Here is a 15,052-nt window from a genome sequence, read left to right on the forward strand (position 1 = left end):
CGTCTTACTTCACCGAAAAACGTACCGTCACCGTCTGACCATCGGCAAACGTCACCGTTGCAACCGCCTTGGCCCCCGACGGCAGCGCGATGGCGTCCTTGGCAACCAACGCGTTGTCGTTGCCCGGTGCCAGCGTGGTTTCCTTCTTGTCCGTGCCGGCCAGTACGGTCAGCTTGCCTTTGGCGCCAGTGACGGATTTCTTTTCGTCGTGATCGTCGACGTACAGGCTGATCTTGCCGTCCGTTTTCACCAGTTCGAACTGCATGTCGCTAGCGGTCTGCACCACGCCGCCGTACTGCGCCGGCTTTGCGCCGTGGGCATGGACGAGACCGGCGGTGCCCAGGGCGGCGGCAGCAATGGCGATGGCGATCAACTTCTTCATGGGATAACTCCAGAAAACGGGCGACTTCCAGGGCGTCGCCACGAAGCCCTTGGATCCAGTGCGATCCGTGCAATCAATACGCTTCGCGTCCGCCTTCCTTCACAATCCGCTCGATGGGTTCGCGTCCGAAGGACCAGACGATCACTGGTGTGAGCACGGCATCGAGCAGTGTGGAGCTGAGCAGTCCGCCAAAGATCACGACGGCCACGGGGTGCAGGATTTCCTTGCCGGGCGCATCCGCCGAAATCAGCAGCGGCACCAGCGCAAACGCCGCCACCAGCGCCGTCATCAGCACCGGCGTGAGCCGTTCGAGCGATCCGCGCACCAGCATGGGAATGCCGAATTGCTCGCCCTCGAAGCGATAAAGGTTGATGTAGTGGCTCACCTTGAGAATGCCGTTGCGCGTGGCGATGCCGGTGAGCGTGATGAAGCCCACCATCGACGCCACCGACAGCGTCAGTCCGCCGATCCACATCGCGGCCACGCTGCCGATCAGCGCGAACGGGATGTTCCCCATGATGGCGAGCGTCAGACGATGTGAGCGGTACCGCGAGAACAGCACGAGATAGATCATCGCCAGCGAGCCCAGCGCCAGTAGCGCAATCAGGCGGCTGGCCTGTTCCTGCGCCTGGAACTGGCCTTCGACGCTGACGAAGTAGCCACCGGGCAGCCCCGATTGCGCGATGGCGTCGCGTACGCCGCCGATGATGCGCGACATGTCGGAGCCATCGGTATTCGCGTAGACCACGATGCGTCGCCGGCCGTTTTCTCGACCCACCTGATTCGGGCCGTCGGCTTCCTCCACCGTGGCGATGGCCGAGAGCGGGATGGCGCCGCGCGGAGACTGGATCATGATGCGCGCCAGATCCTGCGGTGTGCGACCGGCATCGGGCAGGCGTACAACGAGATCGAACCGTTTCACGCCTTCGATGACTTGCGAGACGCGCGCGCCTTCGGCGAGCGTTTGCAGGCTCGCCAGCGCATCACCGGGCGCGATGCCGTACTGCGCAGCCTTGCGATAGTCGAGCCGGATATTGACCTGTGGAATCAGCACCTGCTTTTCCACCGAAATATCGACCAGCCCGGGAATGCCAGTGAGCCGTCCGCGCAAGTTCTCTGCGAGTCCACGCAGCGTGTCGAGATCGTCGCCATAGATCTTGAGCGCGATCTGCGCGCGCACGCCAGACAGCAGGTGATCGAGCCGGTGCGAGATTGGCTGACCGATGGCAACCGAGGCCGGCAGCGTGGATAGCTGCGCGCGAATGGCGGCCATCACGACTTCCCGGCTGCGGCCGGAGCGTTTTAGGTCCACATCGATTTCCGATGAGTGAACGCCTTCGGCATGCTCGTCGAGTTCCGCGCGGCCCGTGCGTCGGCCGACCTGGATCACCTCGGGCACCTGCCGGATCAGTGTTTCGGCCAGCGCACCCATGCGGTTGGCCTCGGCCAGCGAGGTGCCGGGATTGAACATCAGCGACATCACGAGCGAGCCTTCGTTGAAGGCTGGCAGAAATGCGCGCGGCAGGAAGGGCACGGTGGCCGCGGCGAGCAGCACCGTTGCCACGGCGGCGGACAGCACCATCCGCGCACGGGGAAAGGCCCAGCGCAGCACCCGCGTTTCCACGCCCTTGAGCCATCGCACCAGCGGACTGTCTGGATGATCGAGGCGCTTCATCGCCGGCAGCAGGTAGTACGACAGCACCGGCGTGACCGTCATCGACACTAGCATCGACGCGAGGATCGACACGATATAGGCAATGCCCAGCGGCGCGAACAATCGACCTTCGATACCGGGCAGCGCGAACAGCGGTACGAACACCAGCACGACGATCAGCGTGGCGTAGACGATGCCCGAACGAACTTCGATCGATGCGCGCCAGATGACATCGAGTACGGACGGCGGGTTGTCCATGGTCCGCCGCTGCTTGAGCCGTCGCAGGATGTTCTCGACATCCACCACGGCATCATCGACCAGTTCGCCGATGGCGATGGCGAGGCCACCCAGCGTCATCACGTTGATCGACTGGCCCAGCAGCTTGAACGCGAGCGCCGTCACGGCCAGCGACAACGGAATGGCGATCAGCGAGATCGCCGTGGTGCGCGCGCTAAGCAGGAACGCAAACAACACGATGGCCACCATGATGGCGCCATCGCGCAGCGCCTCGACCACGTTGCCGATCGATGCCTCGATAAAGTCGGCTTGCCGGAACAGGATCTGCGGCGCAGCCATGCCCGCAGGCAGGCCCTGCTTCAGTTCGCCAAGCGCCTGCTCAAGCTCTCGCGTGAGCTTGACGGTATCGGCTACCGGTTGCTTCTGCACGCTGACGATGACGGCTGGCAGGCCATTGAAGCCCGCGTCGCCACGCTTGACCGCCGCGGCGTGCCGCACCGTCGCGATCTGCTCCAGCAGCACGGGGGCGTTGTCCCGATAGCTCACGGCCAGTCCGCGCAAGTCTTCGAGTCGAGTGGTGCGCGCCAGATTGCGGATCAGGTATTCGCGGCCATTCAGGTCGATAAAGCCGCCGCTTGAATTTGCGGCGAAGTCGCGTAATGCGCGGCTGACATCGGCCAGCGTGACACCGAACTGCGCCATGCGTGCGGTGTCGGGTTCGACGCGCAACTGTCGGACTTCGCCACCAATGGGAATGACTTGCGACACACCGGGCACGGACAGCAACCGTGGGCGCAGCACGAAGTCGGCGTACTCGCGCGCCACCATGGGGCTGACTTTCGCGGCATCGACAGGCAGCGCAACCAGCATGATCTCACCCATGATCGACGACACGGGGCCGAGGATCGGCGTGAGACCACCGGGCAATTGCTCCTTGACCAACGCCAGCCGTTCGGACACCAGTTGGCGGTTGCGATAGATATCGCTGCCCCAGTCGAACTCCGCATAGACGATGGACAGGCCCACGCCCGACACCGAGCGCACGCGGGTGACACCGGGCATGCCGTTGAGTGCGGTTTCGATGGGGAACGACGCCAGCAGTTCCACTTCCTGAGGTGCCATGCCGCCGGCTTCGGTGATCACGGTGACCAGTGGTTTGTTGAGGTCAGGGAACACGTCGACCGGAGTGCGCCATGCGGTGAGCGCGCCGTACACCATCAGGATGATGGCGACGGCGAGCACCATCAGGCGATTGCCAAGGCTGGCGCGGACGATCCAGTTGAACATGGCGCGTCCTTATCGAATCTGATTGATCAGCGAGGCACCGCTCACAACGACGCGGTTCTCCGGCGACAGGCCGCGCGTGACCACGATGGTCCGTGCGTCGAGTATGCGAATTTCCACCGGCTGGGCGATAAAGCGTTGCGCGCCCGACTTGATCCAGACAGTCGGTTCATTGTTCTGGTTGCGCACTACGGCCTCGCTCGGCAGCGCGATACCCTTCACGGTGTCCGACAGATGCGCGATCACGGTGACGGGCTGGCCGACGGCAAACGTCGTCGAACCGTCGGTCAACCGGAATGTCAGCGGCACGGCGCCATTCTTGAGGCTGCGGCCTGCGCCGACGAATGACAGCTTGCCGCCGTCGACGAGCACGCCATTGCGGATACGGCCGACCAGCGAGGCATCCGCACTCTGCGCCTCGATCATGAGCCGTTGCGGATCGACGATCTCGAACAGGATGTCCTGAGCGGTCACCACCTGTCCCGCGATCACATTTGCCGATGCAATGACACCCCCAACAGGCGCGCGCAGCGTATCGGTGGGATGGAGGCTCGTAGCCACGGCCTCGCGCTGGCCCGTCAGGCTTTGCACTTCCGCGCGCGCCGCATCGATATCCTTGCGCGGAATGCTGTCTTGCAGAGATTCCAGTCGTTCCAGCCGTTGCCGGGCCAGCTTGAGATTGGCCGTCAGCGTGGCAAGCTGCGCCTGCTGGTTGCCAATGTCGAACGGCTCGTTCTTGTGCCGCAGCACCGCCAGGATCTGTCCCTTCGAGACGCGTTGCCCAAGCACCGGGAAGCCATCGTGCGGTGCTTCGAGCCAGCCCGGATGACCGGCCTGCACTCGGCCGCCGGCGTTGGGGTCCATCACGACAGACGCGTTCAGCGGCACCGTCTGCGGATGCTCGCCGGCTTGCGGCAAGACGGTGCGAATGCCCATGCGCCGTTGCGCGAGCTTGGGCACCTGCACGCTGCCATCCGGCAGGCGCGCGAGTCCGCTGGCTGTAGCGGTTGCACCCGGTGCATCGAGATGCTCGCCGCCGGGACCATGGGCACCGGGGGCGGCGTTGGCGAACAAGGCATGGCTCGCCAGGAGGGCGACGAGGGTCTGGGTCAGGAATGTCTTCATGATGGCTTTGCCCTTAACGAACGGTGCGGCGACGACGGAGGCGCCATGCCATCACCATCACGAACAGCACGACCAGAACAACCGCGCCGATTTTTACAACGGGGCTCGCGTACCAGTGGCCATGCGCGCCACCGCCCTGCGCCACGTGCAACTTTCCTTCGATCAGGTCCGTGTCGTTACCGGTGAGCAGTGTGAACACCAGCGCGTGGTCTCCCGGCTGCCGCAGTGCAGCCAGCAGCTTTGGCTCGGTGAAGGAGAAGCTGCCGATGTCGGCATTCAACTTCCCTTGCGCCTTCAACGCTCCGAGTTCGACTTCCAACGTTCCGGTCGTGACCGGCTCGTTGGTCACATAGCGATCGACGAGGACGGAGAACTCGCTGTCCTGCAGCGTGCCAACGAGTTCAAAGCTCTCGGTGTTGGCTTCGATGACCGGGCGAGTGGTAGCACCGGATGCCGTAGCGCCCGGCGCATCGAGATGTTCGCCATTGGGGCCGTGGGCACCCGGTGCGGCGTGCGCCGCAGATACGGTCAGGGCCGCGCAGAGCCAGATGGATGAAATCAGCAGTCGGATCATGGCAGCACTCCCAGTGCCTGGTTCAGGTTGGCAATGGCGAAGCCGCGCTGCGCGCGGACGCGGGTCAGTTCGACCTCGGCGTCCAGTGCCTGGTTTTGGGCGCGCAAGACTTCGGGCAGGCCGATCTCGCCGGCATTGAAGGTCTTGCGTAGAAGGAGGGCGCGTTCGGCCAGCGTGGCATTGCGCTGGCTGACGAGCGCAAGCTGCTGCTCGGCCAGTGCCAGCCTCTGCTGCGCGGTATCGATCTCGGATTGCACGACGCGTTCGGCGCGGTCCCGCTCCGCACGTGCGGTCATCAGTTCGGTCTGCGCAGCAGTTTCGCGCGGCAAGTTGCGCGCATCGGTGGCGAACGGAAAACGCACATAGACGCCGACCGTCTGGTCGCTGGGCAGGCCGCCGCCAGCGGAGTCACGACGGTAGGTCACGCCAACTTCGGGCGCGTCACGTCGGGATTTTTGCAGGTAGCCGATCTGGCGTTCTCCGCGCTCGACGGCCCGCAGCGCGGCGTCGAGCCGGGGATGCGGTGCGCCGGCGATCACTGGCGCCGGCAGTTCGTCGTAGCGCAGCGGCAACGCCTGGACGCCCGAGGTCTGCATGAGCCGCGCGCGCATCTCGATGACGCGTGCTTCGCTTTCCGTCATCAAAGCACGGTTTGCCAGCAGATCCTGTTCCGCGAACAGCAGGTCGGTGCGGGCCAGGTCGCCTGCGGTGACACGTCGCTGAACATCGTCGCGCAATGACCTCGCGACGGCCGTGCGGCGGCGCAGCACCTCGTTCTCCGATTCTGCGGCGGCGAGTTGCCAGACCCGTTCGCGCACTTCGGCTGCGACGGCGAGCTGACCGAGCATCATCGAAGATTCCGCCTCAGCAGCCTGTGCGTCCGCCAGTGCGCCCCGCGCGCTACGCTGTCCGGGCATCCAGACGGGCACGCCGAGCGCGACTTCGCTCTCGCGGATGCCGCGCCGATCCGTCAACTGGTCACCACGATGGCGCAGGTCGATAGAGGGCGAGCCCGCGATCAGCGCGTTGGCCTGGACGCGGCTGGCGGCGGCTTCCTGCCGGCGGCCCGCCGTGGTCTGCATGGCAACGGAGCGTTCCCAGGCAACCTCGAACAATGCGTGCAGATCCGTTGCCGGTGTCTGCGCGCACACGTCGGCCAGCATCGCGAACGATGCGGCCAGCAATACGAAAAACTTCTGCATGACTTCCCCAAACGCTTATGGCTCGACAAGCGTCACGGCGGGGCACCGTGTCACGTCAGGACACGGCGAGCAGGAAAGGACAAGGCCCCGCCGTCAGGCGGGCGCGTGAGGTGGACGTAAGGGAGGACCGAAGGCGACGGCGGGCACGGCGCGGGCTGCAAAGGCCGGCTTTACGTGCGTCATGTCAAGCAGAAGCGGCGAGGCCATCGACGGCAGAGCACCAAGGAGGTTCGACAGCAGGTCGAATTCGAGCTGGTGGCTGGCAGAGAGGAAATCGTCGTCCACGTCCGTGCCATCTTCGTCGTGGTGATGATGCGGGATGTTCTCCGCGTGTGCAGCCAGATGCTCGATCGTTTCCACTGCATCGGAAGCCTCGGACGATGCATGCGCGAAATGTCGCTCCGCCGCAGCCAGCGCGTGCAGCGGGAGAATCAGCATCATGAGAATGGCAATGATTCGCGACATGGCGCGGCATTCTACAGGACTGCAGGTATGGGTGGCGGAAGTCCCCGGCCCACGCAATGGAATGAAGCCGCGTCGAGAGCACGAAGGCGCAGAGGCGAACCCTCTTATGGGAAGGGCGCTTTCGTCACTCGGCGACCTGCTCGCCATCGGGATGGGAAAGCGCGTTCCCTGAGCTGGAGCCCGAAGATTGACGGGCAATTACATCTTGGCAATAAAGCCGGATCGTCGATGGCGCTGCATAGAATGCCGCGAACAGTTGGGCCTTCCATTGCGCCGGCTCTGCTGTGGTCCGCTGCATGTCTCCCGATCTTCCTTAGCCCTCGTATATCCATGTCGCCAATCCAGTACCAGGCTTCAGTCTTTTCTTCGTCTATCGACAGCTTCCTGACCCGTCATCGCATAGGAGTCTGGCGTGGTGTGGGTGCCGTGGTGCTGATTGCACTACTGGTAGGTGACTCGCGATGGGACGATTCGCGATTCTCGTCGCTGCTAGCCATCGTCGGTGTACTGGGCGTTGTGGCAGCAACCATCGGGCGCCTGTGGTGTGCGCTCTATATATCGGGCAGGAAGAGCGAGGAACTGGTGGTGGAGGGGCCGTATTCGATGTGCCGCCATCCGCTCTATGTCTGCAATTTCCTGGGCATCGCCGGATTGGGCGCCATGACAGGCTCGATGATCATCGTGGGATTTCTCGTAATTGCCTTTGCGCTCGTCTATCCCGCCGTGATCCGGTCAGAAGACCGTTTGCTGGCAAGGAACTTCCCGTCCTTCACGGAATATTTTGCGCGAACCCCTGCGTTCTTCCCGAACCGTTCGCTCTATCGATCCGAGCGTAGCTGGACGGTGCATCTCGGGTCCTTCCATCGAAACGTGGCCGATTCCATCTGGTTTCCGCTGGCGGCGCTGCTGTTTGAATCGCTGGACCAACTCCATGCCGAAGGCATCTTGCCGACCTGGATCCTGCTTGGCTGACCGGACGCCGAAATGCGAGGGGAGGTGGGGATCAGCGCCGTATATAGAATGTCCACCGCACCTAGAGATCGGAGAGCTGGCCATGGCTGATATCGACAGTTGGCTTGAGAATGCAAAGAAAGTGACGCACGAGGCATCGAGTGATCTCGATATTTCCGGCGTCCAGCGGCAGATTCGCCGCGAGCCTGCGCAGATGGTTCTGGCCGCGCGCCATGACATCTGGCGCGCGGTCGCCTGCGCCGCACTGGCGTCGCTGGTGGCGTTTACCGCGATTGATCGTATTGCTGGCGGCCTGCTGGAAAAGCCCCAGCCCACATGGGTGGCCGCCCCGTCTGCGGCGTCGCCATTCAGCCTGCTGATCGGGAAATGATGAAGTCGCGCACGCTCCGTTTATCGCTCTCCACGCTCGTTGGCGCGCTGGTGGGTGTCCTGGTTGCCATCGGCGGCATCTATTTCACGCATACGAACGAGGATTCGCATACGAGCCTGCACGAGGTGCTGCACGATGCGGTGCCGCTGGATGCCAACGAACGCGGCATCCTGGAGTTGAAGGAGCAGGCGTTTGCCGAGCGCCGGCGGGAAATCGAAACGCGGCTCCGGGCGGCCAACGGCAAGCTGGCCGATGCCATTGCGAAGAATCCGCAATGGACCCCCGAGGTCGAAGCGGCCACGCAGGAAGTGGAGCGGGCTGCGGGGGATCTTCAGCGCGCCACGCTCGTTCACGTGTTTGAAATGCGTGCGGGGCTGAAGCCCGAACATCGCGCGGCCTATGATCGTGTGCTGGTGGATGCCTTGCGTCGCGGGTCGCAGTGACCGGACTATCGACAGACAATTTCCTTGCCGAACGCGCTGCGGACGGCGATCAGCACGCCTTTGGCCAACTGGTGCAACGGCACGCGCGCGCGCTCGCTCAAGCTGCACGCTCGTTCGGCATTCCAGAGACCGACATCGACGATGTCGTGCAGGACACGTTTATTGCTGCCTGGCACGCGCTGGACGAATTCGATCAAGAGAAGGCTTTCCGTCCGTGGCTGTTCCGCATCGGTCTGAACAAGATGCGCGACCTCTATCGATTTCGGCGTGTCAGGCATTTTTTCTTTGGTGCAGCGGACGTCAATGACGCGGCAGTCGCCGACGTCGCCCCCACCGATGCGCCCGGTCCCGAGCGCGAGATTGGCGCGCGGCGCGAACTCGCACATATCAACAAGACTCTCGACAAGCTGGACCGCGCATCGCGCGAAGTCATCATCCTCACCTCGTTCGTAGAGATGTCACATGCCGAGGCGGCTGCCGCGCTCAATATCTCGCCCAAGGCAGTGGAAAGCCGGGTGGCACGGGCGCGGGCAAGGCTGACGGCGCTACTGGAAGCCGAAGAAAAAAAGATTTAGTCGCATTGCGAGGGGGCCTTGCATCGGGCGCCGTATTGAAAAGTGGAGCAGCCAATTTCGGCTTCATCTTTTCTCGCAATGAATCAGGTGACCTTCTCATTACCCACGATCGCGCGACAGGCGGGTGCCGCTGCCGCGCTGATGTTGATGGCGGCAGCAACAGTCCATGCAGCGGAAGCCCCGCCTTATGCCGATCTTCTGCGGCAGTCTCTGGCATTCGCACCGACCATGGCTGCACAAGCGGCCACGGTACGCGCTGCAGGTGCTGACGCTGCGCAGGCCCGCGCATGGCTCAATCCGCGTATCGACACGGTGATCGAGAATCTCGGCGCGCCTGCTGCGGATGGCTCGAGCCAACGTCAAAACACCTACACACTGAGCCAGCCGCTGGAAATCGGCGGAAAACGCGGCGCACGCATTGCAGTGGGCGAGCGAAATTTCGCTGCCGCGCAGGCGCGAGAGCGGCAAATCCAGGTCGCCTACTCGGCGGAACTGGCTGTCGCGTATGCATCGGCGGAAGCCATGCTCGCGCGCAAGACGCTGGCCTCCGAAAACCTCGGACGCGCCAACGATGAACTGAAGGCGGCGCGCGCGCTGGTGGAATCGGGCAAGGAAGCCTCGTTGCGCACCGCGCAGGCGCAGGCCAGTGTCTCGGCTGCGCAGGCTGCGGAAGCCGCCGCGCAAAACGATGCGACACAAGCGCTCGCGCGATTGTCCGCCATAACGGGCGCTACCGAACCCTATACCAGCCTTACCAGTTCGCTGCTGTCCGTGAAGCCGTCGCTACCCAATCAAAGCTTGCCAGCGGCCGATTCCTCCAGCGTGCTGGCAGCCGAAGCCGAACGCAATGCGTTGGACGCTCAGGTCGATGTCGAACGCAAACGCTGGATTCCCGATATCGCGCTGAGCGCGGGTGTGCGCCGCTATGGCTGGACCAATGCCAGCGGGTATGTCGTTGGCGTGACCGCATCGATTCCGTTGTTCGATCAAAACCGCTATGGCGTGAACGCAGCCGTCGAGCGTGTATCGGCGGCACAGGCCCGACTCGACAACGCGAGACTTGAGGCCGTGGCGGCACGCCGCTCGGCGATCTCGCAGGCCATGGCCACTGACCAGCAGCTTGCCGCTGCAGCCGTAGGCGAGCAGGCTGCCTCGGAAGCCTATCGGCTCGGGCGCATTGGATACGACTCCGGCAAGACCCCGCTCGTGGAACTGCTTGCCGTACGGCGCGCACTGGTGGAAGCGCGGCAATTGACGATTGATGCCCGACTGGCCCGCGTGCGCGCGCTGGCGGCGATGGCGCAGGCGGACGGCCGTCTGGCATTTGAGGAAGCACGATGATGACGAAGAACGAGCGCCGGCAACCGAGCTGGCCCATGATCGCCGGAGTTGCCGCCGCAGCGGCACTGGTTGGCTTTGGCGTGGCGCGCGGCCTGGGTTCGGGTGCCGAGTCCGGCAAGGCGGCTGCTGCACCGGAGAAGGTCGCCGCTTCGGCTCCGGCCGCCGAACCTGCCGAAGTGAAGATTCCCGGCGAGTATCTTGCTGCGGCCAATATCGCTGTAGAGCCGGTATCGGCCGGAGGTGTCGGTTCGGAGCTGCTGGCGCCGGCGACAGTGTCTGCGATGCCCGGCAGCGAAGCCGTCATCGTCTCGCGTGCTGCGGGTGCGGTACTGCGCATCCAGCGCAAGCTTGGCGATGCCGTGCGAGCCGGCGACGTGCTCGCACTCGTGGATAGCCCCGAGGCCGCCGCCATGGCTGCCGAGCGCAAGGTGGCGCAGGCCCGCGCGGATCTCGCACGCAAGACGTACGAACGCGAATCGAGCCTGTTCCAGCAAGGCGTGACGCCCCGCCAGGAGATGGAAGCTGCGCGCATGGCGCTGGATGTGGCGCAGGCCGAGGTGCAACGCGCGGCAACGGTGGCGCAGGCTGCCAAGGTATCGAGCGATGGTCGCTCGGTGGCCGTCGTCAGTCCCATCGCCGGCAAGATCACTGCGCAGGCGGTCACCCTCGGCGCTTATGTTGCACCTCAGGCTGAGTTATTCCGCGTGGCCGGATCGGGTGCCGTGCAAGTCGAAGCGTATGTGACTGCCGCCGACACCAGCCGCATTGCCGCCGGCAGCGACGCAACCATCGTGCTGGCCAACGGTGCGCCGCTGGCTGGCCGCGTGCAGGCCGTCACGCCGACGGTCTCCGGCAGTGCTCGCGCCGCCACGGTGGTGGTGACGCCAGTGGATGCGAACAACGGCCTGATCGTGGGTGAAGGGGTGCAGGTGCGTCTGCATACCAAGGCTGCCGATATGAATGCGATGTCGGTGCCCGAAGACGCCGTGCAGAATCTCGATGGCCGCGATGTGGTCTTTGTGCGCACGCAGCAGGGCTTCCGTCCGAAGTCCGTACTGGTGGGAACACGTAGCGGCGGTGTGGCGCAGATCCTGTCGGGCGTGCGCGCCGGTGAGCAGGTGGCTACGCGCAATGCGTTCTTGATCAAGGCAGAAATGAACAAGGCCGGCGGGGACGACGAATGATCGAAAGCATCCTGAGCGGCGCCGTCCGCTTCCGGTGGCTCGTGCTGTTCCTGACCGCTGTAGTGGGCGTGTTCGGCGCATGGCAGCTCAACCTGCTGCCCATCGACGTAACGCCGGACATCACGAACAAGCAGGTGCAGATCAACACCGTGGTACCGACGCTGAGTCCCGTTGAAGTGGAAAAACGCGTGACGTACCCCATCGAGACTGCCATTGCCGGCCTGAACGGCGTGGAGAACACGCGCTCGCTCTCCCGCAATGGCTTCAGCCAGGTGACGGTGATCTTCAAGGAAAGCGCCAACCTCTACTTCATGCGCCAGCAGGTCACTGAGCGGCTGGCACAGGCGCGACCCAATCTGCCGGACGGTGTGGAGCCGCAGATGGGTCCGGTGTCTACGGGGCTGGGCGAAGTCTTTCACTACAGCGTCGAGTACCAGTTCCCTGATGGCAAGGGTGCCACCGTGAAGGATGGCGAACCCGGGTGGCAAAGCGATGGCAGTTTCCTTACTGACCGTGGCGAACGTCTGTCGGATCGCGTGTCGAAGCTGGCCTACCTGCGCACGGTGCAGGACTGGATCATCCGGCCGCAACTGCGCACCACGCCGGGCGTGGCGGACGTCGATTCGCTCGGAGGCTACGTCAAGCAGTTCGTAGTGGAGCCCGATACGGCAAAGATGGCGGCTTACGGGATCTCGTACTCGGAGCTGGGCCAGGCGCTGGAGGATGCCAACCTGTCCGTCGGCGCCAACTTCATCCGCCGCTCCGGCGAGTCGTATCTGGTGCGCGCCGATGCCCGTATCAAGACGGCGGACGAGATCGCACGCGCCGTGGTGGCGCAGCGGCAAGGCGTGCCGATCACGGTGGGTCAGGTGGCCAACGTCAATATCGGCGGCGAACTGCGCTCGGGTGCGGCAAGCCGCAACGGCGTGGAGACCGTGGTCGGCAGCGCGCTGATGCTGGTGGGCGCCAATAGCCGCACAGTGGCGCAGGCCGTGGGCGACAAACTCGACCAGATCACCAAGACCTTGCCTCCCGGCGTGGTGATCGTGCCCACATTGAACCGTTCGCAACTGGTGGTCGCGACGATCGAGACGGTAGCCAAGAACCTGGCCGAGGGTGCGCTGCTGGTCGTGGTGATCCTGTTCGCGCTGTTGGGTAACTGGCGCGCGGCGCTGATTGCCGCGATGGTGATCCCGTTGTCGCTGCTGATCAGTGCCATCGGCATGAACGGCCTGAACATCTCGGGCAACCTGATGAGCCTGGGCGCACTGGATTTTGGCTTGATCATCGACGGCGCCGTCATCATCGTCGAGAACGCATTGCGCCGCCTGGCCGAGCGCCAGAAGCACGAGGGTCGCCTGTTGACATTGGAAGAGCGCCTTGAAGAAGTCATCGCATCGTCGCGCGAAATGGTGAAGCCGACGATCTACGGCCAGCTCGTCATCTTCCTGGTCTTCCTGCCGTGCCTGACCTTCCAGGGCGTGGAAGGCAAGATGTTCTCGCCGATGGTCATCACGCTGATGCTGGCGCTGGCCTCTGCCTTCGTGCTGTCGCTGACGTTTGTGCCCGCGATGATTGCCGTGCTGCTGCGCAAGGAGGTGTCGGAGACCGAGGTCAAGGTCATCGCGGTGACCAAGCAACGCTACCGGCCGTGGCTGGAACGTGCCGTCGCGCGCCCCGCGCCGTTCATCGGCGCAGGCGTTGCGGTGCTGGCGCTGGCCGCGCTGTCGTTCACGTTCGTTGGCCGCGAGTTCATGCCTACGCTCGATGAGCAGAACCTGAACCTGTCGTCGGTGCGGATTCCGTCCACGTCGATTGACCAGTCTGTGGCAATCGACCTGCCGCTGGAGCGCGCGGTCATGACGCTGCCCGAGGTGCAGACCGTGTATTCGAAGGCCGGTACGGCAAGCCTTGCTGCGGACCCGATGCCGCCGAATGCATCTGACAACTACATCATCCTGAAGCCCAAGAGCGAATGGCCGGAAGGCATCACGACCAAGGAGCAGGTGATCGAGCGCATTCGCGAAAAGACCGCGCCGATGGTGGGCAACAACTACGACGTGACGCAGCCCATCGAGATGCGCTTCAACGAGCTGATCGGTGGCGTGCGCAGCGATGTAGCCGTCAAGCTCTATGGCGAGAACCTTGATGAACTGGCCGCCACGGCGCAAAAGATTGCGGTGGTGCTGCGCAAGACGCCGGGTGCAACGGACGTGCGCGTGCCGTTGACGGGTGGCTTTCCCACCTTCGATCTGGTGTTCGACCGCGCCGCCATTGCACGCTACGGCCTGACCGTCAAGGAAGTGGCCGACACGATTTCCGCTGCGATGGCGGGCAGGGCTGCAGGCCAGGTGTTCGATGGTGATCGTCGCTTCGACATCGTTGTCCGCCTGCCCGGCGCACAACGCGAGAACCTCGATGTGCTCGGCGCATTGCCCGTCATGCTGCCAGCGGTGGATGGCCAATCGCGCGCCTCCGTTCCCTTGCGCCAACTGGTGCAGTTCCGCTTCACGCAGGGCCTGAACGAAGTGAGCCGGGATAACGGCAAGCGCCGCGTCTATATCGAGGCTAACGTTGGTGATGGTCGAGACCTGGGTAGCTTTGTCGACGATGCGGCGGACCGTATCGCCAGGGAAGTGAAGCTGCCACCGGGAATGTGGATCGAGTGGGGTGGCCAGTTCCAGAACCTGCAGGCCGCCACCAAGCGGCTGGCAATCATTGTTCCTGCATGTTTCGTGCTGATTGCTGCCGCGTTGTATCTCGCCATCGGCAGTGCAGTGTTGACTGCTACGGTGCTGACGGCTGTACCGCTGGCGCTGGCCGGAGGCGTGTTCGCACTGTTGCTGCGCGGCATCCCGTTCTCGATCTCGGCGGCAGTTGGTTTCATTGCGGTGTCAGGCGTGGCGGTGCTGAACGGACTGGTGCTGATCTCCGCCATTCACAAGCGGATGGAAGACGGCATGGCGCCGAACACTGCCGTGATCGAAGGCGCGATGGAGCGTGTGCGACCTGTGCTGATGACCGCGCTGGTGGCATCGCTCGGCTTTGTGCCGATGGCGATTGCCACGGGTACGGGCGCGGAGGTGCAGAAGCCGCTGGCAACGGTGGTGATCGGCGGGCTGGTGACGGCTACCGTGCTCACGCTGTTCGTGCTGCCGGCGATCTGCGGCATGGTGCTGCGGCGCCGTGCATCGCAGTCGCCAAATACCGCACCGATGCTGGAGTCGTAATCATGGATCCATGG

General features: G+C 64.0%; 13 protein-coding genes. 7 read left to right on the forward strand and 6 right to left on the reverse strand.

What is annotated here, in order from left to right; genetic code table 11:
• Positions 1-4: 4 nt before the first annotated feature.
• The 6 genes from GA566_RS19390 to GA566_RS19415 all read right to left on the reverse strand — a co-directional run bounded on the left by GA566_RS19390 (position 5) and on the right by GA566_RS19415 (position 6,923).
• On the reverse strand, positions 5-382 hold the full coding sequence (locus tag GA566_RS19390; RefSeq protein WP_160473729.1) for a hypothetical protein: 378 nt from the start codon (positions 380-382) through the stop codon (positions 5-7).
• A 73-nt stretch (positions 383-455) separates the two neighbouring features.
• Entirely contained in the window at positions 456-3,560 is a 3,105-nt protein-coding gene (locus GA566_RS19395) for an efflux RND transporter permease subunit (RefSeq protein WP_160473730.1), read from the reverse strand.
• A 9-nt stretch (positions 3,561-3,569) separates the two neighbouring features.
• A complete protein-coding gene (locus GA566_RS19400; protein ID WP_160473731.1) occupies positions 3,570-4,682 on the reverse strand; it encodes an efflux RND transporter periplasmic adaptor subunit in 1,113 nt (370 codons plus the stop codon).
• A 13-nt stretch (positions 4,683-4,695) separates the two neighbouring features.
• Positions 4,696-5,256, reverse strand: a complete 561-nt coding sequence (locus GA566_RS19405) for a hypothetical protein (protein WP_160473732.1) — start codon at positions 5,254-5,256, stop codon at positions 4,696-4,698.
• A complete protein-coding gene (locus tag GA566_RS19410; RefSeq protein WP_160473733.1) occupies positions 5,253-6,458 on the reverse strand; it encodes a TolC family protein in 1,206 nt (401 codons plus the stop codon). Before GA566_RS19410 ends, GA566_RS19405 begins: the two co-directional genes overlap by 4 nt.
• Before the next feature lie 93 nt (positions 6,459-6,551).
• A complete protein-coding gene (locus tag GA566_RS19415) occupies positions 6,552-6,923 on the reverse strand; it encodes a hypothetical protein (protein ID WP_160473734.1) in 372 nt (123 codons plus the stop codon).
• Positions 6,924-7,253: 330 nt separating this feature from the next.
• On the opposite strand from GA566_RS19415, the gene GA566_RS19420 reads away from it, so the two are divergent.
• The 7 genes from GA566_RS19420 to GA566_RS19450 all read left to right on the forward strand — a co-directional run bounded on the left by GA566_RS19420 (position 7,254) and on the right by GA566_RS19450 (position 15,038).
• Complete coding sequence (locus GA566_RS19420; RefSeq protein ID WP_137925224.1) at positions 7,254-7,895, forward strand: isoprenylcysteine carboxylmethyltransferase family protein; 642 nt, start codon at positions 7,254-7,256, stop codon at positions 7,893-7,895.
• Positions 7,896-7,977: 82 nt separating this feature from the next.
• Positions 7,978-8,265, forward strand: coding sequence for a CnrY/NccY family anti-sigma factor (locus GA566_RS19425; protein ID WP_160473735.1), 288 nt, complete (start codon positions 7,978-7,980; stop codon positions 8,263-8,265).
• On the forward strand, positions 8,262-8,708 hold the full coding sequence (locus GA566_RS19430; protein ID WP_137925226.1) for a periplasmic heavy metal sensor: 447 nt from the start codon (positions 8,262-8,264) through the stop codon (positions 8,706-8,708). Before GA566_RS19425 ends, GA566_RS19430 begins: the two co-directional genes overlap by 4 nt.
• On the forward strand, positions 8,705-9,283 hold the full coding sequence (locus GA566_RS19435) for a sigma-70 family RNA polymerase sigma factor (protein ID WP_160473736.1): 579 nt from the start codon (positions 8,705-8,707) through the stop codon (positions 9,281-9,283). Before GA566_RS19430 ends, GA566_RS19435 begins: the two co-directional genes overlap by 4 nt.
• 78 nt (positions 9,284-9,361) lie before the next feature.
• Positions 9,362-10,624, forward strand: a complete 1,263-nt coding sequence (locus tag GA566_RS19440; protein ID WP_160473737.1) for a TolC family protein — start codon at positions 9,362-9,364, stop codon at positions 10,622-10,624.
• Positions 10,621-11,808 (forward strand): nickel/cobalt/cadmium efflux RND transporter periplasmic adaptor subunit NccB, encoded by a 1,188-nt coding sequence (gene nccB / locus GA566_RS19445; RefSeq protein ID WP_160473738.1) that lies wholly within the window; start codon positions 10,621-10,623, stop codon positions 11,806-11,808. Before GA566_RS19440 ends, nccB begins: the two co-directional genes overlap by 4 nt.
• Positions 11,805-15,038 carry a CusA/CzcA family heavy metal efflux RND transporter gene (locus tag GA566_RS19450; protein ID WP_160473739.1) on the forward strand — a complete coding sequence of 1,078 codons (3,234 nt, stop codon included), beginning with the start codon at positions 11,805-11,807 and terminating at the stop codon, positions 15,036-15,038. The genes nccB and GA566_RS19450 overlap by 4 nt, the downstream gene beginning before the upstream one ends.
• Positions 15,039-15,052 lie beyond the last annotated feature (14 nt).

Origin of the sequence: Cupriavidus sp. SW-Y-13 (assembly GCF_009793345.1) — a bacterium.
GTDB lineage: Bacteria > Pseudomonadota > Gammaproteobacteria > Burkholderiales > Burkholderiaceae > Cupriavidus.

Bases quoted from the DNA above. Each gene is read 5' to 3' on its own strand.
- GA566_RS19440 (WP_160473737.1), top strand. From the start codon at position 9,362: ATGAATCAGGTGACCTTCTCATTACCCACGATCGCGCGACAGGCGGGT.
- GA566_RS19420 (WP_137925224.1), top strand. From the start codon at position 7,254: ATGTCGCCAATCCAGTACCAGGCTTCAGTCTTTTCTTCGTCTATCGAC.
- GA566_RS19415 (WP_160473734.1), bottom strand. From the start codon at position 6,923: ATGTCGCGAATCATTGCCATTCTCATGATGCTGATTCTCCCGCTGCAC.
- nccB (WP_160473738.1), top strand. From the start codon at position 10,621: ATGATGACGAAGAACGAGCGCCGGCAACCGAGCTGGCCCATGATCGCC.
- GA566_RS19400 (WP_160473731.1), bottom strand. From the start codon at position 4,682: ATGAAGACATTCCTGACCCAGACCCTCGTCGCCCTCCTGGCGAGCCAT.
- GA566_RS19405 (WP_160473732.1), bottom strand. From the start codon at position 5,256: ATGATCCGACTGCTGATTTCATCCATCTGGCTCTGCGCGGCCCTGACC.
- GA566_RS19425 (WP_160473735.1), top strand. From the start codon at position 7,978: ATGGCTGATATCGACAGTTGGCTTGAGAATGCAAAGAAAGTGACGCAC.
- GA566_RS19410 (WP_160473733.1), bottom strand. From the start codon at position 6,458: ATGCAGAAGTTTTTCGTATTGCTGGCCGCATCGTTCGCGATGCTGGCC.
- GA566_RS19430 (WP_137925226.1), top strand. From the start codon at position 8,262: ATGATGAAGTCGCGCACGCTCCGTTTATCGCTCTCCACGCTCGTTGGC.
- GA566_RS19450 (WP_160473739.1), top strand. From the start codon at position 11,805: ATGATCGAAAGCATCCTGAGCGGCGCCGTCCGCTTCCGGTGGCTCGTG.
- GA566_RS19390 (WP_160473729.1), bottom strand. From the start codon at position 382: ATGAAGAAGTTGATCGCCATCGCCATTGCTGCCGCCGCCCTGGGCACC.
- GA566_RS19395 (WP_160473730.1), bottom strand. From the start codon at position 3,560: ATGTTCAACTGGATCGTCCGCGCCAGCCTTGGCAATCGCCTGATGGTG.